This is a genomic window from Micromonospora sp. NPDC049523 (assembly GCF_040676775.1).
Taxonomy (GTDB): Bacteria; Actinomycetota; Actinomycetes; order Mycobacteriales; family Micromonosporaceae; genus Micromonospora_G.
This window is the reverse complement of the sequence record NZ_JBFAPP010000020.1, coordinates 85,364-108,007: the sequence shown is the minus strand read 5'-3', so window position 1 is coordinate 108,007 and position 22,644 is coordinate 85,364. Positions and strand designations below refer to the sequence as shown.

Genomic DNA, 22,644 nt, shown 5'->3' with positions numbered 1-22,644 from the left:
TCCAACCGGTTCGCCTGCTTGCGGGTCGAGCGTCGTCAGCCCCGGTAGAAGCCAGGTCGCTGCCTCGACACGGAACGGCCTCTCCGGCAGCCTTCAGCCGAGCTGTTCGGCGAGTGCGACGATGATGCCCTCGGGGCCGCGGACGTAACAGAGCCGATACTTGTCCTCGTACTGCGCCAGCTCGCCGACGAGTTCGGCGCCGTGGGCGCGCAGGCGGGCGACGACGTCGTCGATGTCCTCGACGGCGAACATGATGCGACGTAGACCCAGCGTGTTCGGCGGCGCGACGCTCGGCTCGGCGCTGATCGCCGTCGGCGTTCGGAACTTGGTCAGCTCGAGCCGGCTGTGGCCGTCCGGGGTCCGCATCATGGCGATGTCGACCCGGACGTCGTCGATGCCGACGACCTGGTCCACCCAACGTCCCTCGACCGGCATCTCGACCTCCACCTCCAGGCCGAGCTCGACGAAGAACGCGACGGCGGCGTCAAGGTCGTCGACGACGATGCCGACATGGTCCATCCGCTGAATCGTCACATGCCGAGCATAGGGGTCATCCTGACCGGCGCCCAGCCGACCCCGGGCCGCCCTGCCCCGGCCCCTTGCCGCAAAGCCACCCCGTGCGGGTGCGTGCTGGACCAAACTCGGTTGGTGGACACGACGGGGCAGCCGACGCTGATCCGGCCGATGCTGGCCAGTGCCGGCGACCTGCCGGCAGAGCCGGGCTGGGCGTACGAGTTCAAGTGGGACGGGGTACGCGCGGTCGCGTACGCCGAGCGTGGTGGGCGACTGCGCCTGTTCTCCCGCAACGACCGGGACATCACCTCGGCGTACCCCGAGATCGCGGTGCTGCCGTCGCTGCTCGGTGGGCGGACCGGGGTGCTGGACGGCGAGTTAGTCACCCTCGACCGGCGCGGTGCGCCGAGCTTCTCGGCACTGCAACGCCGGATGCACGTGCAGGCGCCGAGTGCGTCCCTGATCGCTTCGGCCCCGGTGCGGTATCTGGTGTTCGACCTGCTGCGGCTGGGCCGAACCCGGCTGGTCGACCAGCCGTGGTCGCAGCGCCGGGCAGCGTTGGAGGAACTCGGCCTGGCGGACCAACAGGTGGCGGTTCCCCCGGTGTTCGACCACGATCCGGAGTCGGTGATGGCCACGGCGCGGGAACGCGGGCTCGAAGGGGTCGTCTCGAAACGGGTCGACTCCTCGTACCAGCCCGGCAGGCGGTCGCCGGCCTGGCGCAAGACCGCGCTGATCCAGACGACGGAGGTGGTCGTCGCCGGGTACAAGCCCGGCGCCGGACGACGTGCCGGCCTCGTCGGTTCACTGCTGCTCGGGATCAACGAGCCGGCCGGCCTGGTCTACGTCGGCGGTGTCGGTACGGGTTTCACCGACGCCGTGTTGCAGGACCTCGGCGAGCGTCTGCGTCGGCTGGAGCGGGACCGGGCACCGTTCGCCGCACCGGTACCGTCGGCGGAGGCGAAGAACGCCCGCTGGGTCGAACCGCGCCTGGTCGGTGAGGTGGTCTACCGGACGGTCACGCCGGACGGGCGGCTCCGGCACGCGTCCTGGCGGGGGCTGCGGCCTGACCGGGAGCCGGACGAGGTCAGGCGACCGTCAACCGCCACCTGAGCGCAACGGGCGCCTATGCCCGCCGCCGGTGATGCCGGCCGTGCGGCCGGAACGGCTGGCGGATTTTCGGCGTTCCCGAGCACACCGACACCGCGATTGGGACGATCTGGACGAGTCCCGGCGTCGGCGGGGCGAGGGAGGCACGGTGATGAAGGCACTCGTTTACGGCGGGCCGGGAGAACACAGCTGGACGACGGCACCGGATCCGCAGGTCGCCGACCCTACCGACGCGGTCATCCGGGTCGATACGGTCAGCATCTGCGGGACCGACCTGCACATCCTCGGCGGCGCCGTCCCCGAGGTACAGCCAGGGCGGATCCTCGGCCACGAGGCGGTGGGCACGGTGATGGAGGTCGGTGCCGCCGTGACCACGGTACGTCCCGGTGACCGGGTCCTCGCCTCGTGCATCTCCGCCTGTGGGCGCTGCCGCTACTGCCGCTCGGGCAGCTACGGCCAGTGCACCGGCGGCGGTGGTTGGCTGCTGGGTCACCTGGTGGACGGCGTACAGGCCGAGTACGCCCGGATCCCGTTCGCCGACCTGTCCACGTACCCGCTGCCGGAGGCCGTCACCGACGAGGCCGCCGTCCTGCTCGCCGACATCCTGCCGACCTCGTACGAGGTCGGGGTGCTCAACGGGCAGGTACGGCCGGGCGACACCGTCGTCATCGTCGGAATGGGTCCGATCGGGCTCGCCGCCATCCTGACCGCCCGCCTCTACTCCCCCGCCCACATCATCGCCATCGACAAGGCCGACCGCCGACTTCAGGCCGCCCGGCAGTTCGGCGCGGACATCACGGTGTCCCCCGACGACGATCCGCAGAAGGTGGTGCGGTCGGTCACCGGCGGGCTCGGCGCCGACGTGGTCATGGAGGCGGTCGGGGCACCTGAGGCGTTCGAGCTCTGCACCACCCTGGTGCGACCGGTGGGCCGGGTCGCCAACATCGGCGTGCACGGCACGCCGGCCACCCTGCACCTGGAACAACTCTGGGCGCGCGACGTCACCATCACCACCGGACTGGTCGACACCAAAACCATCCCGGTGCTGCTGGGGATGCTCGCCGGGGGGCAGTTCGACGTGGGCGACCTGGTCACCCACCGGTTTCCGCTCGACGAGATCATGCACGCGTACGACGAATTCTCCCGGCCCGGGCAGAGCGGCGCGCTCAAGGTGGTGTTGAGCCGACGGGACGGCTGATGCCACAGGTCCCTACCGCACCGGTCCTCCGGCCCTGACGGTGTCGGCCCCTGCGCTCGTACGTTGAGCGGAGGAAGGAGATCCGACATGAGGGCATGGCAGATAGGCGACGTGATGACAACGGACGTCGCAACGGTTCGGGAGCAGACCCCGTACCGGGAGATCATCGACGTGGTGACCGGCCGGCGCGTCAGTGCCGTGCCGGTGGTGGACGACTTCGACCGGGTGCTGGGCGTGGTCTCCCAGGCCGACCTGCTGCACAAGGTCGAGCTGGTCGGCGAGCCGCACGAGCGGCGGCTGTTCGAGAGCCGCCGTCGCCACGACGCCCGGGTGAAGGCCGACGCGGCCGTCGCCAGGGACCTGATGACGGCGCCCGCGATCACCGCGTACACCCGCACCCCGGTGGCCGCGGCGGCGAAGCTGATGGACCGCGAGCACGTCAAACGACTCCCGGTGGTCGACGACCTGGGCCGGTTGGTCGGCATCGTGACCCGGGGCGACCTGTTGCGGGTGCACCTGCGCCCGGACGCCGACATCCGGCAGGACGTCGTGCGGGAGGTGCTGCAACGGGTCCTCGCCGTACGGGAGGGGACGGTGCAGGTGACGGTGGACGACGGTGTCGTACGCATGGTCGGTCAGTTGGACCGCCGTACCTCCGTGGAACTCGCCGGACGGCTCGCCGCCCAGGTCAGCGGGGTGGTCGAACTGGCCAACGAGCTGGGCTTCGACTTCGACGACACCGCACTGGTGCTCGGTCCGTGGCCGGCGCATCCGACCGGCATCGCCTGACGGCTCGCCCGGCGGTGGCCGGCCGGCCGCCCCGCTCGCTCGGGACCTACGGCCCTGTCCGGCCCCACCGATCCGGGCCAGCATGGTTGTCGCGGCCGAGGAAGACGTGGTCGTGTCCACTGCACAAGGCGGCATGTGACGGGAGACCTACCAGCATGAGCACCTTGACCGAAGCGGCAGTACAGGGTCCGCTGACCGAAGACGAACTGCGCCGGCTGGACGCGTACTGGCGTGCGGCGAACTACCTGACGGTCGGGCAGATCTACCTGATGGAGAACCCGCTGCTGCGCGAGCCGCTGCGGGCCGAGCAGATCAAGCCACGGCTGCTCGGACACTGGGGCACCAGCCCCGGCCTGAGCCTGATCTACGCGCACGCCAACCGGCAGATCGTGAACCGGGACCTGGACGCCATCTACGTCACGGGACCCGGTCACGGCGGCCCGGCGCTGGTGGCGAACGCCTGGCTGGAGGGCACGTACAGCGAGCGGTATCCGTCGGTGAGCCGCGACGAGGCGGGCATGGCCCGGTTGTTCCGCCAGTTCTCGTTCCCCGGCGGCATCCCCAGTCACGTCGCACCGGAGGTTCCCGGGTCGATCCACGAGGGCGGTGAGCTGGGTTATTCGCTGATGCACGCGTACGGCGCCGCCTTCGACAATCCCGACCTGGTGGTCTTCTGCGTCGTCGGCGACGGTGAGGCCGAGACCGGTCCGCTGGCCGCGAGCTGGCTGTCGAACGTCTTCCTCAACCCGGCCCGGGACGGGGCGGTGCTGCCGATCCTGCACCTCAACGGCTGGAAGATCGCGAACCCGACGGTGCTCGACCGGATCCCCGAGAGCGATCTCGTGTCGATGATGCGCGGCTTCGGCTACGAGCCGCACGTCGTGGCGGGCGACGATCCGGTACGGGTGCACCAGCTGCTCGCGGCGGCGATGGACCGGGCGCTCGACGAGATCCAGGCGATCCAGGCGCACGCCCGGGGCACCGGCGACGGCGACCGCCCCCGCTGGCCGATGATCGTCCTGCGTACGCCGAAGGGCTGGACCGGTCCGCGCGAGGTCGACGGGATCGCGGTCGAGGGCACCTTCCGGGCCCACCAGGTGCCGCTGGCCGGCACCCGGGAGAACCCGGAGCACCTGGCCCAACTGGAGCGGTGGCTGCGCGGCTACCGGCCGGAGGAACTGTTCGACGCCACCGGTGCGCCGGTGGCGGAACTCAGGGCGCTGGCGCCGACGGGGACCCGACGGATGAGCGCGAACCCGCACGCCAACGGCGGTGAGCTGCTGCGGGACCTGGTGCTGCCCGACTTCCGCGAGTACGCCGTGCCGGTCACCACGGCGGGGCAGCCGGTCAGCGAGGCGGCGCGGGTGCTCGGCACCTGGGTACGCGACGTGATCACCGCGAACCCGGACCGGTTCCGGTTGTTCGGTCCCGACGAGGTGGCCTCGAACCGGCTCGGTGCCGCGTTCGAGGTGACCGACCGGGCGTTCACCGCCGCCCGCCACGCCGGCGACGAGCATCTCTCGCCCGACGGCCGGGTCATGGAGGTGCTCTCCGAGCACCTGTGCCAGGGCTGGCTGGAGGGTTACCTGCTCACCGGCCGGCACGGCATCTTCACCAGCTACGAAGCCTTCATCCACGTCGTCGACTCCATGGTCAACCAGCACGCCAAGTGGTTGAAGGTCACCCGCGACATCCCCTGGCGACGCCCCGTCGCCTCGCTCAACTACCTCCTGTCCAGTCACGTCTGGCGCCAGGACCACAACGGCTTCTCGCACCAGGACCCCGGCTTCATCGACCACGTGGTGAACAAGAAGGCCGAGGTCGTACGGGTCTACCTGCCGCCGGACGCCAACACCCTGCTCTCGACGATGGACCACTGCCTGCGCAGTCGGCACTACATCAACGTGGTGATCGCCGGCAAACAGCCGGGACCGAGCTGGCTCACCATGGAACAGGCGGTGTTGCACTGCCAGCGGGGAGTCGGGATCTGGGACTGGGCCAGCAGCGACGAGGGCGCCGAGCCGGACGTGGTGCTCGGCTGCGCGGGCGACGTACCGACCCTGGAGACCCTGGCCGCGGCGGACCTCCTGCGCCAGCACCTACCGGAGCTGAAGGTGCGGGTGGTCAACGTCGTCGACCTGATGCGGCTGCAACCCGAGAGCGAGCACCCGCACGGGTTGCCCGACTCCGAGTTCGACACCATCTTTACCCGGGACAAGCCGATCGTCTTCGCCTACCACGGTTACCCCTGGTTGATCCACCGGCTCACCTACCGCCGTAACAACCACGGCAACCTGCACGTACGGGGTTACAAGGAGGAGGGGACCACCACCACCCCGTTCGACATGGTGATGCTCAACGACCTCGACCGTTTCCACCTCGTCATCGATGTCGTCGACCGGGTTCCCGGCCTCGGCGCCAGAGCCGCCCACCTGCGTCAGGCGATGGTCGACGCGCGGCAGCAGTGCCGCGACCACACCCGCCGGTACGGCGAGGACGACCCCCGGGTGGCGGAGTGGACCTGGCCGGGCCGAGGGAAACCGTAGTCAGCATGACGCGGGTGGGATGCTCTGCTCGTACTGGAAGACGTTGTGCGGGTCGTACTTCGCCTTGATCTTGCGGAGCCGGTCGAAGTTGCCTCTCCAGTAAGCGGTTTCCCATTCCGCCATCCCGATGTTCGGCACGTTGACGTAGGCGCCGTTCACGTAGGGCCGCAGTGCCTGGCTGAACTCCGCGATCCAGGCCTGGGCGATCGGGGTGACGGCGTCGCCGCTGTCCGGCTCGCCCCGAGTGCCCCAGCCGGCGCCGGGTTCGGAATAGAAGAGGGCGTCGCGATGCGGGAATGCCGTACCGCCGGTGGGTTCGCTCGTCTGGGCGCCCGTGCCGAAGGCCTGGGTGAAGAAGTTGCTGTCCTCGGAGGGGGCGTTCTCCATGAACGTACGGATCACGCCGATCGCCTCCTCCGGGAACGGCTCACTGGTGAACTGCGAGAAGAACTTCCAGTTCGCGGGCTCGTCCTCGGTCGGGATCTGGAATCCGGCATAGGTCTCGCCCCAGCCCCCGGTCTGCACGGTGACCTCGGGGTTGCCGATCGACAGCAGCGGTCCCAGCAACTCCCTTGCCGCTGCCTCCGATCCGTCCGCGAGTACCCCGAACAGCAGGATCTGCGATTTGTGGATCTCGAGCTGGGTGCCGAGGCGGTAGTCGGCGAACGGTGCCGTGCGCTGCCAGGTGTCGAAGACCCCGTGCAGGTCGTCGAGGCCTTCCCAGGTCGCCTGCAGGTACGCGACGCTCCGCAGCGGGGTCACCCGGTAGGTGAGCGAGGTGACGATCCCGAAGTTGCCGTTTCCCGCTCCGCGCAATGCCCAGAGCAGGTCCGGATGGTTCTTCAGGTCCACCTCGATCGCCTTCGCCCCGTCGGCGCCCGAAGCGACGACGATCTCCGCCCCTATCAGGTTGTCGCAGGCCATGCCGAGGTAGCGGGTGAGGAAGCCGAACCCGCCGCCGAGGGTCGCACCGGACAGGCCCACGGTTCCCTCCGTTCCGGTGGTCACCGCGAGGTCGTACTGTCCCAGGGTGGTCACCGCCTCCAGCTGATTCAGCCCGGCGCCGACGGTTGCGGTGAGCGCGGCGGTGTCGATCCGCGCCGACTTGAGTTCGCTGACGTCGATCACGATGCCGTTGTCCACGTTCGACCAGCCCTCGAGGCTGTGGCGACCGCTGCGCACCCGCAGCGCGACGTCGTGCTGCCGCGCCCAGGTGAGGGCGTTGACCACGTCCTGGGTCTCCTGCGCGAAGACGATCACCAGCGGATATCGGACGAAGAGTTCATCCCAGCCGAGGCTCGCATTCGCGTACCCGGGGTCCTGGGGACGGACGATGCGGCCGGTCAGCGTCGCGGGCGGGCTTTCCGCGCCAGGGGACCAGCCCGGGCCGTCGTCGGCGATGGCCTGGGTGCCTCCGGTGACGATGCCCGGGAGGACGACCGCCCCGGCGCCGACGGCCGCCGTCGCCTTGAGCAGTTCACGACGAGAAAGGTCGTGCATGGTCCGCATCCTCTCGATCGGGGTACGCGACCATTCGACCAAGGGAATTCTGGTCCTCCCTCTGGCGCGCAAAACAACGCTAATACGGGAGACTTCCTCGCAGATCCGAGAACTCGTACCGGAACCCGGTCGGGTGACGTCGGTATCCACCTGTCCGCGAGAACGCGTACTCGCTGTTGCCGTGACCCCGACCACACCGATCACCCCCGGACGCGGAGCCGCCCAGGGTACGGGTCGGGACATGTCGCGCCAAACTTGAACTGTTCCAGATCAGTGGGCTATGTTCCTCGGGTGACGTCCGACTTCGAGACGCAGCTGCGGGCCGTCTCGTTGCGCGTGACCCGGCCCCGGTTGGCGGTGCTCTCGGCGCTGCGTGACCACCCGCACGTCGACACCGACACGGTGATCGCGCTGGTCCGGGCGGATCATCCCACGGTCTCCCACCAAGCGGTGTACGACGTACTACGTGCACTCACCGACGCCGGCCTGGTCCGGCGCATCCAGCCTGCCGGTGCGACCGCCCGCTACGAGTCCCGCGTCGCGGACAACCACCACCATGTCGTGTGCCGCTCCTGCGGTGCGATCGCCGACATCGACTGCGCTGTCGGCCACTCTCCCTGTCTCACCGCCTCCGACGACCACGGTTTTTTGGTCGACGAGGCGGAGGTCGTCTATTGGGGCACCTGCCCCGACTGCGCGGCCGAACGTAAGACCCAGTGATCCGCCAGCTCGGAAGGAAGCAAATGAGCGACACCCAGAACAACGGTCCCTCGAGTGCGCAGGGCGTGGACCAGGAGGCAGCAGCCGGCTGCCCGGTCGCGCACGACTCGGTGACCGCGCACGGTAGCGAGAGCGAGAACCCGGCGATCGACTCGCCGACCCCGAAGACCGGCGGTCGTCCGCGCACCAACCGGGACTGGTGGCCCAACCAGCTCGACCTCTCGGTGTTGCACGCCCACTCGTCCAAGGGCAACCCGCTGGCGGAGGACTTCAGCTACGCCAAGGAGTTCGAGAAGCTCGACGTCGAGGCCCTCAAGCAGGACATCGTCGAGGTGCTCACCACCTCGCAGGACTGGTGGCCGGCCGACTTCGGCCACTACGGCGGCCTGATGATCCGGATGAGCTGGCACGCCGCCGGCACGTACCGTATCCAGGACGGCCGCGGCGGTGCCGGCGACGGCGGTCAGCGTTTCGCCCCGCTCAACAGCTGGCCCGACAACGCCAACCTCGACAAGGCCCGCCGGCTGCTCTGGCCGGTCAAGCAGAAGTACGGGCAGAAGGTCTCCTGGGCCGACCTGCTCGTACTCGCCGGCAACGTCGCCCTGGAGTCGATGGGGTTCAAGACCTTCGGCTTCGGCTTCGGGCGCGCGGACGTGTGGGAGCCCGAGGAGATCTTCTGGGGTCCCGAGGACGCCTGGCTCGGCGACGAGCGCTACGTCTCCGACGCGGAGATGGCGCAGGACGTCGGCGCGACCGAGATGGGACTCATCTACGTCAACCCCGAGGGACCTCGCGGCAGTGGGGACTTCCGGGCCGCGGCGCACTTCATCCGTGAGACCTTCGGCCGGATGGCGATGAACGACGAGGAGACCGTCGCCCTCATCGCCGGCGGTCACACCTTCGGCAAGACCCACGGTGCCGGCGTGGCCGACGGCCACGTGGGCGCGGAGCCCGAGGGAGCCCCGCTCGAGGCGCAGGGCCTCGGCTGGCTGAGCACCCACGGCAGCGGCAAGGGCAGTGACACGATCACCAGCGGCCTCGAGGTGACCTGGACCGACCGGCCGACGCAGTGGAGCAACCGCTTCTTCGAGATCCTCTTCGGGTACGAGTGGGAACTCGTCAAGAGCCCCGGTGGCGCCAAGCAGTGGGTCGCCAAGGACGCCGAGGCGATCATCCCGGACGCCTACGACCCGACGAAGAAGCACAAGCCGACCATGCTCACGACCGACCTGTCGCTGCGCTTCGACCCGACGTACGAGAAGATCTCGCGCCGTTTCCTGGAGAACCCGGACGAGTTCGCGTTGGCCTTCGCGAAGGCTTGGTACAAGCTGCTGCACCGCGACATGGGTCCGGTCAGCCGCTTCCTCGGACCGTGGGTCGCCGAGCCCCAGCTGTGGCAGGACCCGGTGCCGGCCGTCGACACCGCGCTCGTGGGTGACGCCGACGTTGCCGCGCTCAAGGCGAAGGTCCTGGCGTCCGGCCTGACGACCGCCCAGCTCGTCTCGACCGCCTGGGCCTCCGCCGCGAGCTTCCGGTCCACCGACAAGCGTGGCGGGGCCAACGGTGGTCGGCTGCGTCTCGAACCCCAGCGCAGCTGGGAGGTCAACCAGCCCGAGCAGCTCGCCACGGTCCTGGACACCCTCGAGGGCATCCAGCGGGAGTTCAACGGTGCCGGCGGCGCGCAGATCTCCATCGCCGACCTGATCGTGCTGGCCGGCTCGGCTGCCGTGGAGAAGGCGGCACGTGACGCCGGCACCGAGGTGACCGTGCCGTTCCGTCCGGGCCGTACCGACGCCACCCAGGACCAGACCGACGTCGAGTCCTTCCGGGTCCTCGAGCCGCGCGCCGACGCGTTCCGCAACTACCTGCGTCCCGGCGAGAAGACCCAGCCGGAGGTGCTGCTCATCGACCGTGCCTACATGCTCAGCCTGTCCGCGCCCGAGATGACCGTGCTCCTCGGCGGCCTGCGCTCCCTCGGAGCGAACTTCGGCGGAACCCAGCACGGTGTCCTCACCGACCGGCCCGGCGTGCTCGCCAACGACTTCTTCACCAATCTGCTCTCCCCCGGCACCCGGTGGAAGGCATCCGAGTCCGACGAGCACGTGTACGAGATCCGCGACCTGGCCACCGACGAGGTGAAGTGGACCGCCACCGCGGTCGACCTCATCTTCGGCTCCAACTCCCAGCTGCGAGCCCTCGCGGAGGTCTACGCCAGCGAGGACGCCCGCGACAAGTTCGTGGCCGACTTCGTCGCGGCCTGGACCAAGGTCATGGAGCTCGACCGGTTCGACCTCGTCTGACAGGCACCAACCGACGAGCCCCGGTCGATCGACCGGGGCTCGTCGCGCTGTGACGTCGGCCGGGACCGATCCCTACGCGATCTTGAGCATCGCGGCCCTCGGCTGCGGTGCCGGCGCGAGGGTCGGGGTGCCGTCCAGGTTGAACTGCTTCAGCTTGACCTCCAGGCGCTCGCTGTTGCCACCGGTGAACAGCCCGTCGACTGTGCCCGCGGCGCGTGCGCCGCTGTGGTAGACGTGCTCACCGACCAACTGGTACCCCACCCTGATCCGGCCGGTGGTCACCGCGACCGACGCCTCGATGATGGAGCGCGGCGGCACGATGACCGGCTGTCGCCAGCTGAAGGTCTGGGACCGCTGCGTCGAGCCGTTGTGCGTGTAGCTGTACGAGCCCTCGACGGTGACCTCGACCTTGCCCTCGAAGAGGACCGGGATTCCGGTCTTGAACGTCGTCTTGAGCGTCACCTTGGCGCCGTAGGTGCTCGACCAACCGATGGTCTCCGACTTGGTCTTGTTTCCGCTGATCTCGGTCGACTGCTGCACCGTCGAGTCGTTACGGATCGACAGGAAGTCGAGCTGGTCCAGTGCCGACTCCGTGATGACCGCGTGCTCGGTGTCGTACTGGATGTCGTTCGCCTCGAAACCGACGATGTGGTCGGCCGTCCGGCAGGTCGTCTTGCTGATCCCACTGCCGATGTTGACCGCGGTCACACAGATCGTGGGTTGCGCGGCCGTCGTGGGCAGCACCACGTCGAAGCCGTGTGACGGCCCGTACCCGGCGGGGATGCCGCTCCACGGCAGGTTGGCCGTCAGGGAACGACGGAGCACCCCGTCCATGGTGATGTTCACGGTCAGCGGCGTGGTCGGGGCGTCCTCGTCGGCCGCCCAGCCCCAGACGCGTACGCCGTCGAACGACGGGGTCTGCCGCACGCCCTGGACGGAAAGGTCAGGTGTGGTCGGCGGTGGCGGCGGCTCCTCCGGGCCGTCGCAGGCCGGCGGCGGGTTCGGCCGGTCGCAGTACGGCTCGGCCGCGGCCGGTCCGGCGGCGACGGTCATGCAGCCGGCCACCACCAGCACCGTTGCCAACCCGCGCAGCGACCATCTACGCATCCCGCTGCCGCCCCCGACAACGACCCTTGTCCACCTTCGTCTCATGTGGATAGACCTCCCGATCTCCTCGATGGAAGCCATCACCTTCGAGGCGGTCTCGTCCCGGATGAAAGGCGCCCATGTCCCGGACCGTCGGGACATCCGCTCGACTCGGACCGTCGACCGGTGGCACCATGCGATGATCTGGGCGTGACCGACGTTGCCGAAGACGGTCGTCGCCGCACCCGTACGTCCATCGTCGCGACAGGTGTCGCGGTCCTGCTGGGGCTGCTCGCGTTCGTCGCCGACTCCGTCGAGGGTGTCGTCGGACAGGTCATGGTCGCGCTCGTCAGCAGTGCCTTCGCATGGGGTTCGGCAGCCTTCCTGACCGGCCGTTTCGCTGCGAGCCCCCGGCGTGCCGCCGCCACTGCCACCGGCGTGTTGGTGCTGGCCACGCTGCTCTACTACCTGCTTGTAGTGTTCGTCAGTCGTCGATGGAGCGGCGCCTACCTCGACGACGGCACGTCGGCCGACCTGCAGGGTCTGCGCTCCATCGCCATCATGACCGCGCTCTGGCTGATCGGTGCGGTGGTCGCAGGACCGACGCTCGGTCTGCTCGGCTATCTCGTACGAGTGGGCGGGGTGAAGCGGGCAGCGTTGGCTGCCGGGGTCACGACTGGGTTCCTGTCCGGTGAGGGCTGGCATGCGGTCGCGGTAGTACCACCGTGGCAACTGCTGGCGGTGTCCGACCCGCACCAGACGGAGTTCCTCCTCGGCGTGGTCATCTCGAATCTGGTCAGGATCGTGCTTCCGCTCGTCGTCCTGGCCTGGCTCGTCACGACGCACCGCCTCTGGCGCGAATGGCCCGCGCTGCTCGTCGCGACCGTTTCCGGCGGCGCCCTGAGCGCGCTGCTGTGGCACCTTCTCGACGCCGCCGAGAACAGCATCTGAGGACGGCGCCGCCGGGATTGCATCGCCGGCACAGCGGGAAGACAGCCCGCGGCTTGTTACCGGCGTCAGGCGCGGGTCAGCTCTTCACGCAGCAGTTCCGCCAATTTCGCGGGCTGGGAGAAGAACGGCGAGTGCCCGCTGTCGAGGCGCCGGACGGAACCGCATCGCGCGGCCAACGCCTCCTGCCCTGGCAGTGGAAACGCCGCGTCCTTCGCGCAGACGACGTAGGTGCTGTCGATCTCCCGCCAACCCGCCCGAGTCACCGGCTGGGTCGCCGAAGCCAGCGCCTGGTGTCCGAGCCGCGGCACCATCTCGTCCGCGACGGCGGGCTCGACGTCCTGATAGAGGGTTGTCCGGGGATCGCGTACGTCGAAGTATCCGTCGTCCCCGCGCACGTCCCAGAACGGAGGGAATTCGTGTTCGGTGAAGTCGAAGAGGGACTGACCGGCATCGAGCGGGAGACTGGACAGGTAGACGAGCCGCCGTACGTTGTCCAGCCCGGCCGCGGCTTCCGTGACCGGAATTCCGCCGTACGAGTGTCCGCATACCACCACCGGCCCGGCGATGTCGGCCAGCGTCGCCCGAACCGCCACCACGTCGTCGTGCAGGTCACCCAACCTGGCCGGGTCTGGTCCGGTGCTCGGCAGCACACCCACCCTGACGTCGAGGTCCGCTAGTTCGGCCAGTAGGCGTTCCCAACACCAGGACCCGTGCCAGGCGCCATGGATCAGGACAAGTGTCGCAGTTTGCGCCATTTAAACACCTTATCCGGCTCCTCCGGTCGCATCTCCGATTCCGGGAAAGCGCAGGCTGGCGATGGCGGCGTAGCGAACGGCAGCGTACCCGGGTGCGGTGGTTTGGGCTGGAGGTCAGTGGCGGAACAGGCGAACGCCGGTACGTACGAGGGTGATGCCGTGGCGCTGACACTCGGCGAGCACGTCGGCGGATCGAATGGAATCACCTGGCTCGGCGATGTAGCGGACGCCGTGTCGTTTGGCTTGTTCGACGTTGTCGGCGAATGGGAGTGCGCCGTCGGACACGAATGCCACCTGGTCGAGCTGCCGTAGCCACCCGCTCCGATCGGCGAGGTCGAGGGTTTTGTCCTCGGCGGCGGTCCGGCGGATTTGTTCATTGACGTGATCCTGGATTTTGGTGCTGGGGCCCACGTCGAGTGTGCGAATTCCGGGGTGGCGCCGCATCCACCAGGTGTCGACCTTGGCGCCAGCGAGCTGAGTGCAGTCCACTCGTGACTGTTGGCCAGCTCCGATTCCCAACGTCATCCCATCGCGGAGGTAGGCCACGGAGTTCGATTGGGTGTACCTGACGACGACGAGGCCGAGCAGCAGGTCGTCCACTGCTGATGCGGGTAGCCGCGGGTCGGACAACATGTCGCGGGTCAGTGTGAGGTCGTCTCGGGGTTGGGTGAGCCGCAGGCCGTACACGTCGCGTGTCTCCGTCGATGGTGGCCGGAAGTCCCTGTCAGCCTCCAGCACGAGGAAGCGGCCTCCTTTCTTCGCCGACAGCGTGGTCACGACTCCGGGCTCGTATCCCGGGGCGACGATGCCGTCCGAGACCACCCGGCGCAGCAGATCGGCGAGTTCCCCGTCGACGGTCTCCGACACGGCGACGAAGTCACCGTAGGAGCTTTTCGGGTCCGCGTCTCGTGCGCGGACGTAGGCACTGGTCGACGCCCCGACGGTGGTCGGCTCCAGCCCGTAGGTCCGGGCCATGACGGCGTCGATCGGACCCGCCGCCGCAGCTCCCGCTGGTGAGACGTGTTTGAAGGAAGCCGCGGCGGGCCGGCCGAGGGCGTTCGCGGCCTCACTAACGAGCTGCCAGGCGGCGGCCGCGTCCAGGATATTGATGTAGGACGCGTCGCCGTGAAGGACTCGGAAGGGTTGCCGCATCGGATCGATCGGTGTCGCGGTCGCGGGCCGCTGGTGGGGGTTCAGGCCGTAACGCAGGTTCATGGGTGCCTCCGATCGCAGGACGTCTGCTTCCGGAGGCGCCCAGGCGGACGGCGCCACACTCTCCACGCGGCCGGTTCCCCGGTGGTGCTCCACCCTCGCCAGTAGCGGCCGACGCGCAGTTTACCCGGCCGCGCCGACGACGCATCGAATCCTGCCGGACCGCGCGAGCCCCATGATCTTGAAATCAAGTTAGAAAATCAAGATTTGTACGTCGACGCCGAGTCAGTTCACCGTTCGGTTGCGACTGCCGCGATGACGGCGTGTGGCCGATGGGTCCCCTCGCTGGGCCGCTGGAGGCGCTCCACCTCCGTGAAACCGGCTCGGGCCAGTCGCTCGGAGAACTCGTCGACGGGCCAACGGTAGGCGGTCACGACCTTGTGGTCGAAGGCAGCGACCTCGTCGGCGTCGAAGAAACCAACCACCAACGTTCCCTTCGGGGCAATTGCTCGCCGGAACTCGGCGAGCACGCCGTCGAGGTCTTGCGGCGTGAAATGGATCAGCGAGTACCAGGCCAGGATGCCGGCGACGGAGTGGTCGGCAACGGCGAGACTTTCGAACGAACCGAGCTGGTAGCTACCGCTCGGGTGGGCTGCCTTCGCATGGGCGACGAACTCGGGGACCATGTCGATTCCTGTCGCGTCGACGCCCAGCGAACGGAGGTGATCGGTGATGTGGCCAGGCCCGCAGCCCAGGTCGAGCACGGTGCCCGGTCGGCCCGCCAGGTGTCGCCCGATGAAGTCGAGGTCGTCGGCGTGTACCTGCTGGCTTGTACCGAACAGCTCGATGTATAGCTCGGCGACGGACCCATATGACTGCCGCACCTGTTCCAGGTTCACCGCGTGAGCATATGGACCCTCCGATTGGGCGGAGCAGGCCGGTGCCGGGTGCGGACGCCGGGCGGCTTCAGGGCTTGCGCCCGACCACGCCGTACTGCGGCACCTGCGCAGGCAGCGCGCCGTCCTCGTCGCGATCGGCCCGCCACACCGCACACGACACCAGGCCCGGCTCGACCAGGTCCAGCCGCCGGACGAGCCGCGTGATCTCCGCGCCGCCGCGGGCACAGATCTGCGGAGTGGCGTGCTGGTTGTAGTACGCCATGGCCTCGACGTTTCCTTCGCCACCGAGTTCGACCGTCGGGTGGGTGAGCGCCAGGTAACTGCCGGAGGGTACGGCGTCCAGCAGGCGGTCCACGATGGCCTGCACCTGCCCGTCGTCCTGCACGAAGTTCAGGACGCCCAACAACATGATCGCGATCGGCTGGTCGAAGTCCAGCGTCTGCCGGGCCCGGGACAGGATGGTGTCCGGGTCGCGGACGTCCGCCTCGACGTAGTCGGTCGCGCCCTCGGCGTTGCTGTTCAGCAACGCGCGGGCGTGCACCAGCACCAGCGGATCGTTGTCGACGTAGACGATGCGGGACTCCGGAGCGACCGCTTGGGCGACCTCGTGGGTGTTGTTCGCGGTAGGCAGGCCGGTCCCGATGTCGAGGAACTGTCGGATCCCCGCCTCCCCGGCCAGGAAACGGGCGGCTCGGGCCAGAAAGGCTCGGTCCGCGCGGGCCACGGCATCGATGTGCGGGACCATCTCCCGGATCCGGTCCCCCACCTCCCGGTCGACCTGGTAGTTGTCCTTGCCACCCAGCCAGTAGTCCCAGATCCGGGCGTTGTGGGCGACCGTCGTGTCGATCCCCGACCCGGACCGACCAGCCTCGTGGACGCTACGACTCTGCGGCACGCTCGACTCCTCAAGCAGCGGTTCGGCAGGTGGTGTCTGGCAGCTTAGCGTTCCCGCCCGAACACACCCAGCTCCACCGCGTCCGTCCCGCGCGAGCGACTACGGCCGCTGCGCGATCCGGACGCGGTCGAACTGGACGACGATGGCGACGACAGGCAGTTGTGTGCGGGTCTTCAGCGCCTCCCGTGGTCGAGGGCGGCGATGTCGCGTACGGCCTTGGCGATGGCCGGGAAGTCCTTCTTGAGGATCGCACCGTGGTTGCTGGCGACCTTCGCGCCGATCTGGATGTTCGGGTTGCGGACGGTCACCGTGTCGAGGCTGGTGCGTATCCGCTCCTGCTCGTCACCGCGGCTGCCGAGCGACGTCCCCGAGGCGACCACGTACCGGGTCGGGACCGTGATGTCGTCGAGCACGGGGCCGAGTTCACGCTCGCGGGAGAGTTTGCCGAGTTCGATGTTGCTGTTCGCCATCTGTTCGGGATTCATCCGCGGGGCCAGGCCCGTCGGGCGCAGCAGGGGTAGGAACCAGTTCATCCGCCGGAACATCTTCCGGATCCGTTGTTCCATGGCGTCGTCGAGCCAGTCGTACGGGAAAGCGCCGTCGACCAGGACCGCGCCCAGGGCGCGCTCGGGGTTCCGGTTGGCCCAGTGCGCCGCGACGACCGCACCGTAGGACCAGCCCACCACCACGGCCCGGTCCACGCCCCGGGCCGCAAGAACGGCGTCGACGTCCCGGAGGGCCGCGTCGAAGGAATAGTCGGCCGAGCGCCTCGATCTGCCACGGGCCCGCTCGTCGTAGGTGATGTGCCGCCACCCCGTACCCAGTTCGGCGATGACCCGCCGCCAGTACCCCTGGGTGGCGAACTGGCCGTTGAGGTAGACCACCGGGACACCGGGACCGCCGGTGTCGGTGACGGCCAGGGCCGTGTCGTCGACCGGCATCATGCCGGTCCACTTCGAGCTGTCCGAGGAGGTGCTGTTCTCCGTCATGGTTTCACTCCTGGTCGTGTCGGGCGTCTCGTACGACTTTCAGACCCTTAGGTCCCGGTCCTGCTGTTTCAGAGGCTGCGGGCGGTGATGTCGCCGTGGGCGGTGGTGGCGCGGATGTCGAGTTCGGCGGTGCCGTCGTTCTTGAGGGAGTTGCTGATGCGGCCGTGGTCGGTGCCGGCGTCCAGGGCCGCCGAGACGCCGGCAGCGGCGTCGACCGAGATGTCGCCGGACTGGGTACGGAGCACGACCGTTCCGCGTACGGCCTCGGTGATCCGGATGTCGCCCCTCGCGGTGCTGATCTGCGCGGGGCCGTTGAGCCGTCCGACCTCGACGTCGCCGTCGATCGCGGTGAGGCGCACGCTCGCGGCCTCGTCGATCTTGATCTGGCGGTACGCGCCTTCGAAGACGATGTCACCGAGGCGTCCGACGCCGCGGAGTTCGGCGCTGGCGGTCTTGGCCTCGATCCGGGAGTCGGCAGGTAGCTGGACGGTCACCTCGATGGATCCGGAGGGGCCGACGAGCTGGCTGCCGGAGGTCGAGGCCGTGATCCGCAGGACGCCGTCGGCGTAGGCGACGGTGGTCCGCTCGGCGGTCTTGGCGTCGCGGCTCTTGGTGGGGTCGGCGGGCAGGACCTCGACGGTGGTGTCGGCGCGGTCTGCGGCGATGAACTGAACGCGTCCGGCGGGGATGTCCAGGACGGCGGAGATCGGGGCGGGGGTGTCGAACTTCTGCATGGTGCTCTCCCGTGCTCGTTCGTTTGTTTCTGACATTGGAAACGCTACGTTGCTTTCCATTTCCCGGCAACAGGCTTGTTGCTTCGACCCTCTGTTTGTGCAGGCAGAGGGCTAGAAACTGTTGCAATGATGCTGAGAACAACGCAACGCGGGCCGACCTGTCCATTGCAATGAACTGGAGGTGAACGCTATAGTGCGAGGATCAGGGACCGCCACGAAGGATCACCAGGGAGAACGCGATGCCGGGAGGCAGACTCACCCAGCAGGAACGCCAGCAGATCGCGTTGGGGCTGGCCGACAGCCTCCCGTACGCCGAGATCGCCCGACGCCTCGACCGTCCCACCTCGACGGTCACGCGCGAGGTGATGCGCAACGGCGGGCCCACCGCCTACCGCGCCGACCTGGCCCACCGTGCCACCGAACGCCGGGCTCACCGGCGTCGGCCCGCCTCCTCCCGAGGGGCGGAGTCGGTCACCCTGCCACACGGACGCGACGCCGAGGCCGTGGCCGAGTACGAGGAGACGTTCACCACCGTCCTCATGGCCTCAGGCCTGAACAAGATGGCAGCCAGGGTGCTGACCTGCCTGTACACCACCGACGCGGGCAGCCTCACCGCGTCCGGACTCGCTACGCGACTCCAGGTCAGCCCGGCGTCCATCTCCAAGGCGATCGCCTTCCTGGAGAGCCAGAGCCTGGTACGCCGAGAACGCGACGAACGCCGCCGCGACCGCTACGTCGTCGACGACGAACTCTTCTACCAGGCGACGATCGCCAGCGCCCGAGCCAACGACCAGCTCGTCGAAACCGCACGCCGAGGCGTCGCCATCCTCGGCCCCCACACCCCCGCCGCCACCCGCCTGGAGAACATCGCCCGCTTCCTCGACTTCATCAGCGAAAAGATCACCCAGGCCGCCGAACAGGCCCGCGAAGTCCTCCACACCAAACCCGGAACGACCTCGAACGACACCGCCCCACCAGGTCCAGACCACGGATGAACAGCCGCCCCGCCCGTCAGACCCACGAGACGAAGCCCGCGCCCTGCCACGAAGATGACGGCGGCGGCAACCGTACGCTGGGACGGTGGACACGGTGCCGGCGTTCGGCGCGCAATTGACGGCAGGAACTCACCCTGATCCCGCGACTCGTCGAGGCTCTCGCCGCGGGTTGCCCCGCTCCGACACCGTCCCGACCCGGGTGGCATGCAGGGATGCCAGCAACTGGAGGCGGTCGGCGTCCGCACTGCCCGGTTCGGCGGTGAACACCAGCATCATCGGCCCAGGGTTGCCGGGCAACGGGTACGTGTCCCAGTCCAGGACGATGTCGCCGACCTCGGGGACCCGGAAGGTCTTCGTGCCGCTGACCGATTCCCGCACGTCGTGTCGGGCCCACAGCCGGCGGAAGTCGGCGCTGCGGATGCTCAACTCGCCGACGATCGCGGTGGCGCGCGGGTGGGTGGGGTCGGTGGCGACCGCGGCGCGCATCATGCCGATGTACTCCAGGGCCTGCTGTTCCCAGTCCAGGCACCGCCGCGCGCCGGTCTGCGTGTCGTCGAACATCAGCAGGAGCATGTTGAGCCGGTCGACCGGGTAGGTGTCCGGGTCGCCGAGCAATGCCTGCGCCAGATGGTTCCAGGCGAGCAGGTCGAGGTGCCGGCCGAGCACCAGCGCCGGGGCGCCCATCACGTGCAGCAGCCGCCGGGTGCTGTCCGGCACCCGCTCCGGATCCGGGCGCACCCGGGTAGGCACCGGCCGGCGGGCCGCACGGGCCAGTGTGAACAGGTGCCGGCGCTCCTCCGGATCGAGATCGAGTGCGCGGGCAAGCGCGTCCAGGACCGTGTCTGACGGCCGCACCTCCCGACCCTGTTCCATCCGCTGGTAGTAGTCGGTGCTCAGCCCGGCCAGCAGGGCCAGTTCCTCGCGCCGTAGCCCCGTCACCCTGCGCCGACCGCCCGGCTCCAGGCCCATGTCCTGCGGGCGTAGCCGGCTGCGGCGGGCGCGCAGGAAATCACCCAACTCACGGGCGTACGGATGGATGTCGGCCATGGGGCAAGTGTGCAGCGGTCGGTGGCGGCGAAGGTAGGTCCGCCAGTCCTAGGCAAACCGGTACGACCGGACCGCGTCGCCGCGCCCCTAGCGTCGCCGCATGACCACGAACATCCCTGACCAACACGGCCGGGTGGCCGTCGTGACCGGCGCGAACTCGGGCCTCGGCCTGATCACCGCCACAGAACTGGCCCGCGCCGGAGCCCACGTCGTCCTCGCTGTCCGCGACGGCACGGCCGGCGACGAGGCTGCCCGGAACATCGGCGGTGACGTGGAGGTTCGGAAGCTGGACCTGGCCTCGCTCGCCTCGGTACGCGCCTTCGCCGCCAAGCTGGCCGCCGACCACCCGACCATCGACCTGCTGGTCAACAATGCCGGCGTGGTGCTGCTCGGCAAACGCCGCACCACCGCCGACGGTTTCGAACTGCACCTGGGCACCAACATGCTGGGCCACTTCGCCCTCACCGGGCTGCTGCTCGACAACCTCGCCGCGGCGCGGGCGCCCCGGGTGGTCAACCTCAGCTCGGTCACCCACAAGAACGCCCACCTCGACTTCGACGACCTCATGTCCCGGCGTGACTACAACGCCGCCCGCGCGTACGGCGTTTCCAAGCTCGCCAGCACGGTCTTCGGCCTGGAACTGGACCGCCGGCTGCGGGTCATCGGCTCGCCGGTCGTCAGCGTGCTCGCGCATCCCGGCCTCTCCCGCACCAACCTGACCCCGCGCGCCTGGCAGGACCGCGGTCTACCCGGGCGCATCCTGGCGCATGCGGGCCTGCTGGTCACCCAGCCAGTCGAGCGCGGCGCCCTACCGCAGCTGCACGCCGCGACCGCACCCGCCCTGCGCGGCGGCGAGTTCTTCGGACCGTCCGGTTTCCTGGAGCTGCGCGGCCGGGTCACCGAGGTCCGGCCCAGCACCGAGGCCGCCGATCCGACCGTCGGCAAGCGCCTGTGGTCCGTCGCGGCGAACCTGACCGGGGTCGACTACCTCTGACCGCCCATCCCACGACGCCCACTCCGACCTGGACACCTGACCCGGATCGTCCCGAAGACCGGGCCTCGGCTGACAGAGCCAGGACCACGGCCGGGGTGAGCAGCTTCGAGTCGGCCAGCACGGAAGGTACGCGTCAGACCAACGGCACGTACCAGTGGGCGCCGGTGACCCGGATCCGCGTGGACTGCTTGCGGTCCCACTCCGTACGCACGCCGTACTTGTGCAGCACCGGAAACGCGATCTCGTCCAGTAGCCGCTCCAGGTCGACCTGGTAGCGGGCCTGTTGCTCGCTCTCCGACAGTGCGCGGGTGGCGCACGTCGGGGCGGTCGCGGTTGACTGGCTCGCTAACCTCCACTCGCAGCGATGTCGAAGCCGGAGGGATCAGTCAGCGTGTCACACCCCACCGATCGAATCGGCGCCTCCGAGGCAGGCAGCCCCGAGCACGGCGTGGCCCTGGTCGAGCGGGTCATCGCGTCGGTCTCGGCAAAGCCCGACCACCTGGTCCTGGACCATGCACCGTGGGCGGGCTCCTGGCTGGACGGCCCACCCACCCCGGTGCCGACCGATGTGCTGGCCAGTATGAGGTTCCCCAGCGGCCGACCGCTACCGCCGAGCCTGCGGCGCTGGCTGGCGTACGACACGAGCCTGCTCACCCGCTTCGGCTGGTTCCCGCCGGACGGCAGCCACCGGCTGACGCCGCGTCCACTCGGCGACCTGGCCGCCACCGAGTACGGCGAACCATGGGCCACGCTCTACCGCCCGGTCTCCGCTCGGTTCGGCGAATGTTTCCTGCTGCCCGGAGGTTCCGACTCCCGCCGGGTGTTCGCCGTGACCGAACCCGACGAGACCGGCGAGTACCCGGTGCTCGCCCTGGACGTCGACGACCTGCCGTGTATCGAACTGATGTACCCGGGCTTCGACGCCTACCTGGCCGACACCGCCGGACTCCTCGCAATGCCGAAAGACGGCTACACGGCACTCGCGACCGACCCCACGTACGGACCGCGCATGCGCACCCACGCCCGTCACACCTTCGGCGGCAGGTACGGCTCGACCTTCCCCGAAGCACCATTCGACGACACCGTCTTCGACGACACCGACGCCTGAGCCGACCTCCTCACCCAGCCGGGGGCACCCCCTTCGGCCACGATCCGCAGTCATCCTGTCAGCCGAAGGTGACCGAGGTGGCCCTCGGCAGCCCGCACGCCCGAGCAACCGGCATCGGTCTAGGTATGCCTAGGCCCGCCGAGCACTCGGCTAAGGCCGCCTGGCCGGCGAAGATAGGTAAGCACTTCCGATGTGTCGACACCCTCGTCAACCGACGATTGATCCATCAGCGGTTGACAAGGAGGCAAGCCATGTTGATGCACCCAGACACGATGTTGGTTCTGGCGAACGACCGTCGCCGTGAGTTGATCGCCGAGGCCGACCGAGGGCGCCTGCTCAGCAGCGCCCGCCGGGTCCGCCGGG

The 22,644-nt window shown here is 69.0% G+C and carries 21 protein-coding genes; 11 read left to right on the top strand and 10 right to left on the bottom strand.

Translation table 11 applies throughout. The features are described 5' to 3' along the window. Nucleotides 1-93: 93 nt before the first annotated feature. The gene (locus tag AB0J90_RS27080) at nt 94-534 is read right to left on the bottom strand and encodes a VOC family protein (RefSeq protein WP_363600463.1); all 441 of its coding nucleotides are present in this window, start codon (nt 532-534) and stop codon (nt 94-96) included. A 150-nt stretch (nt 535-684) separates the two neighbouring features. On the opposite strand from AB0J90_RS27080, the gene ligD reads away from it, so the two are divergent. From ligD to AB0J90_RS27060, 4 genes are all read left to right on the top strand, one after another. After that, nucleotides 685-1,626 carry a non-homologous end-joining DNA ligase gene (ligD, locus tag AB0J90_RS27075; protein WP_363600562.1) on the top strand — a complete coding sequence of 314 codons (942 nt, stop codon included), beginning with the start codon at nt 685-687 and terminating at the stop codon, nt 1,624-1,626. A 148-nt stretch (nt 1,627-1,774) separates the two neighbouring features. Further along, nucleotides 1,775-2,821 (top strand): alcohol dehydrogenase catalytic domain-containing protein, encoded by a 1,047-nt coding sequence (locus AB0J90_RS27070; protein WP_363600461.1) that lies wholly within the window; start codon nt 1,775-1,777, stop codon nt 2,819-2,821. A gap of 87 nt (nt 2,822-2,908) precedes the next feature. Next, the gene (locus AB0J90_RS27065) at nt 2,909-3,610 is read left to right on the top strand and encodes a CBS domain-containing protein (RefSeq protein WP_363600459.1); all 702 of its coding nucleotides are present in this window, start codon (nt 2,909-2,911) and stop codon (nt 3,608-3,610) included. 164 nt (nt 3,611-3,774) lie between these two features. Next, a complete protein-coding gene (locus tag AB0J90_RS27060; protein WP_363600457.1) occupies nt 3,775-6,156 on the top strand; it encodes a phosphoketolase family protein in 2,382 nt (793 codons plus the stop codon). Here AB0J90_RS27060 and AB0J90_RS27055 read toward each other — a convergent pair whose 3' ends face one another. Then, a complete protein-coding gene (locus AB0J90_RS27055; protein WP_363600455.1) occupies nt 6,157-7,656 on the bottom strand; it encodes an FAD-binding oxidoreductase in 1,500 nt (499 codons plus the stop codon). 291 nt (nt 7,657-7,947) lie between these two features. On the opposite strand from AB0J90_RS27055, the gene AB0J90_RS27050 reads away from it, so the two are divergent. Both AB0J90_RS27050 and katG read left to right on the top strand, forming a co-directional pair. Continuing rightward, nucleotides 7,948-8,376: a Fur family transcriptional regulator gene (locus AB0J90_RS27050; protein ID WP_363600453.1), complete on the top strand. Its 429-nt coding sequence runs from the start codon at nt 7,948-7,950 to the stop codon at nt 8,374-8,376. A 23-nt stretch (nt 8,377-8,399) separates the two neighbouring features. After that, nucleotides 8,400-10,676, top strand: coding sequence for a catalase/peroxidase HPI (katG, locus tag AB0J90_RS27045; protein ID WP_363600451.1), 2,277 nt, complete (start codon nt 8,400-8,402; stop codon nt 10,674-10,676). Between the two features lie 72 nt (nt 10,677-10,748). Here katG and AB0J90_RS27040 read toward each other — a convergent pair whose 3' ends face one another. Then, a complete protein-coding gene (locus tag AB0J90_RS27040; RefSeq protein ID WP_363600449.1) occupies nt 10,749-11,783 on the bottom strand; it encodes an ETX/MTX2 family pore-forming toxin in 1,035 nt (344 codons plus the stop codon). A gap of 43 nt (nt 11,784-11,826) precedes the next feature. On the opposite strand from AB0J90_RS27040, the gene AB0J90_RS27035 reads away from it, so the two are divergent. Together AB0J90_RS27035 and AB0J90_RS27030 are read left to right on the top strand one after the other, a co-directional pair. Further along, nucleotides 11,827-11,976: a hypothetical protein gene (locus tag AB0J90_RS27035; protein WP_363600447.1), complete on the top strand. Its 150-nt coding sequence runs from the start codon at nt 11,827-11,829 to the stop codon at nt 11,974-11,976. Beyond that, a complete protein-coding gene (locus AB0J90_RS27030; protein WP_363600445.1) occupies nt 11,973-12,713 on the top strand; it encodes a DUF6518 family protein in 741 nt (246 codons plus the stop codon). The genes AB0J90_RS27035 and AB0J90_RS27030 overlap by 4 nt, the downstream gene beginning before the upstream one ends. A 65-nt stretch (nt 12,714-12,778) precedes the next feature. On the opposite strand, the gene AB0J90_RS27025 is transcribed toward AB0J90_RS27030, so the two are convergent. The 6 genes from AB0J90_RS27025 to AB0J90_RS27000 all read right to left on the bottom strand — a co-directional run bounded on the left by AB0J90_RS27025 (nt 12,779) and on the right by AB0J90_RS27000 (nt 18,137). Further along, nucleotides 12,779-13,468 carry an alpha/beta hydrolase gene (locus AB0J90_RS27025; protein WP_363600443.1) on the bottom strand — a complete coding sequence of 230 codons (690 nt, stop codon included), beginning with the start codon at nt 13,466-13,468 and terminating at the stop codon, nt 12,779-12,781. A 114-nt stretch (nt 13,469-13,582) separates the two neighbouring features. After that, nucleotides 13,583-14,683: a phosphoribosylaminoimidazolecarboxamide formyltransferase gene (locus tag AB0J90_RS27020; protein ID WP_363600441.1), complete on the bottom strand. Its 1,101-nt coding sequence runs from the start codon at nt 14,681-14,683 to the stop codon at nt 13,583-13,585. Between the two features lie 227 nt (nt 14,684-14,910). Continuing rightward, nucleotides 14,911-15,519, bottom strand: a complete 609-nt coding sequence (locus AB0J90_RS27015) for a class I SAM-dependent methyltransferase (protein WP_363600439.1) — start codon at nt 15,517-15,519, stop codon at nt 14,911-14,913. A 67-nt stretch (nt 15,520-15,586) separates the two neighbouring features. Then, entirely contained in the window at nt 15,587-16,414 is an 828-nt protein-coding gene (locus AB0J90_RS27010; protein ID WP_363600437.1) for an SAM-dependent methyltransferase, read from the bottom strand. Between the two features lie 173 nt (nt 16,415-16,587). After that, a complete protein-coding gene (locus AB0J90_RS27005; RefSeq protein WP_363600435.1) occupies nt 16,588-17,403 on the bottom strand; it encodes an alpha/beta hydrolase in 816 nt (271 codons plus the stop codon). A 68-nt stretch (nt 17,404-17,471) separates the two neighbouring features. Then, nucleotides 17,472-18,137 (bottom strand): DUF4097 family beta strand repeat-containing protein, encoded by a 666-nt coding sequence (locus AB0J90_RS27000; protein ID WP_363600433.1) that lies wholly within the window; start codon nt 18,135-18,137, stop codon nt 17,472-17,474. Between the two features lie 239 nt (nt 18,138-18,376). On the opposite strand from AB0J90_RS27000, the gene AB0J90_RS26995 reads away from it, so the two are divergent. After that, complete coding sequence (locus AB0J90_RS26995; RefSeq protein WP_363600431.1) at nt 18,377-19,132, top strand: helix-turn-helix domain-containing protein; 756 nt, start codon at nt 18,377-18,379, stop codon at nt 19,130-19,132. Between the two features lie 129 nt (nt 19,133-19,261). On the opposite strand, the gene AB0J90_RS26990 is transcribed toward AB0J90_RS26995, so the two are convergent. Further along, nucleotides 19,262-20,179: a helix-turn-helix transcriptional regulator gene (locus AB0J90_RS26990; protein WP_363600429.1), complete on the bottom strand. Its 918-nt coding sequence runs from the start codon at nt 20,177-20,179 to the stop codon at nt 19,262-19,264. Between the two features lie 100 nt (nt 20,180-20,279). Between AB0J90_RS26990 and AB0J90_RS26985 the strand changes: the two genes are divergently transcribed. Both AB0J90_RS26985 and AB0J90_RS26980 read left to right on the top strand, forming a co-directional pair. Next, a complete protein-coding gene (locus AB0J90_RS26985) occupies nt 20,280-21,173 on the top strand; it encodes an oxidoreductase (protein ID WP_363600427.1) in 894 nt (297 codons plus the stop codon). A 391-nt stretch (nt 21,174-21,564) separates the two neighbouring features. Then, entirely contained in the window at nt 21,565-22,281 is a 717-nt protein-coding gene (locus AB0J90_RS26980) for a hypothetical protein (RefSeq protein ID WP_363600425.1), read from the top strand. Nucleotides 22,282-22,644 lie beyond the last annotated feature (363 nt).

Coding starts and splice junctions, on each gene's coding strand:
- AB0J90_RS27055 (WP_363600455.1), bottom strand. CDS start 7,656: ATGCACGACCTTTCTCGTCGTGAACTGCTCAAGGCGACGGCGGCCGTC.
- AB0J90_RS27040 (WP_363600449.1), bottom strand. CDS start 11,783: ATGCGTAGATGGTCGCTGCGCGGGTTGGCAACGGTGCTGGTGGTGGCC.
- AB0J90_RS26995 (WP_363600431.1), top strand. CDS start 18,377: ATGCCGGGAGGCAGACTCACCCAGCAGGAACGCCAGCAGATCGCGTTG.
- AB0J90_RS27000 (WP_363600433.1), bottom strand. CDS start 18,137: ATGCAGAAGTTCGACACCCCCGCCCCGATCTCCGCCGTCCTGGACATC.
- katG (WP_363600451.1), top strand. CDS start 8,400: ATGAGCGACACCCAGAACAACGGTCCCTCGAGTGCGCAGGGCGTGGAC.
- AB0J90_RS27020 (WP_363600441.1), bottom strand. CDS start 14,683: ATGAACCTGCGTTACGGCCTGAACCCCCACCAGCGGCCCGCGACCGCG.
- AB0J90_RS26990 (WP_363600429.1), bottom strand. CDS start 20,179: ATGGCCGACATCCATCCGTACGCCCGTGAGTTGGGTGATTTCCTGCGC.
- AB0J90_RS27025 (WP_363600443.1), bottom strand. CDS start 13,468: ATGGCGCAAACTGCGACACTTGTCCTGATCCATGGCGCCTGGCACGGG.
- AB0J90_RS27035 (WP_363600447.1), top strand. CDS start 11,827: ATGTGGATAGACCTCCCGATCTCCTCGATGGAAGCCATCACCTTCGAG.
- AB0J90_RS27070 (WP_363600461.1), top strand. CDS start 1,775: ATGAAGGCACTCGTTTACGGCGGGCCGGGAGAACACAGCTGGACGACG.
- AB0J90_RS27065 (WP_363600459.1), top strand. CDS start 2,909: ATGAGGGCATGGCAGATAGGCGACGTGATGACAACGGACGTCGCAACG.
- ligD (WP_363600562.1), top strand. CDS start 685: ATGCTGGCCAGTGCCGGCGACCTGCCGGCAGAGCCGGGCTGGGCGTAC.
- AB0J90_RS27005 (WP_363600435.1), bottom strand. CDS start 17,403: ATGACGGAGAACAGCACCTCCTCGGACAGCTCGAAGTGGACCGGCATG.
- AB0J90_RS26985 (WP_363600427.1), top strand. CDS start 20,280: ATGACCACGAACATCCCTGACCAACACGGCCGGGTGGCCGTCGTGACC.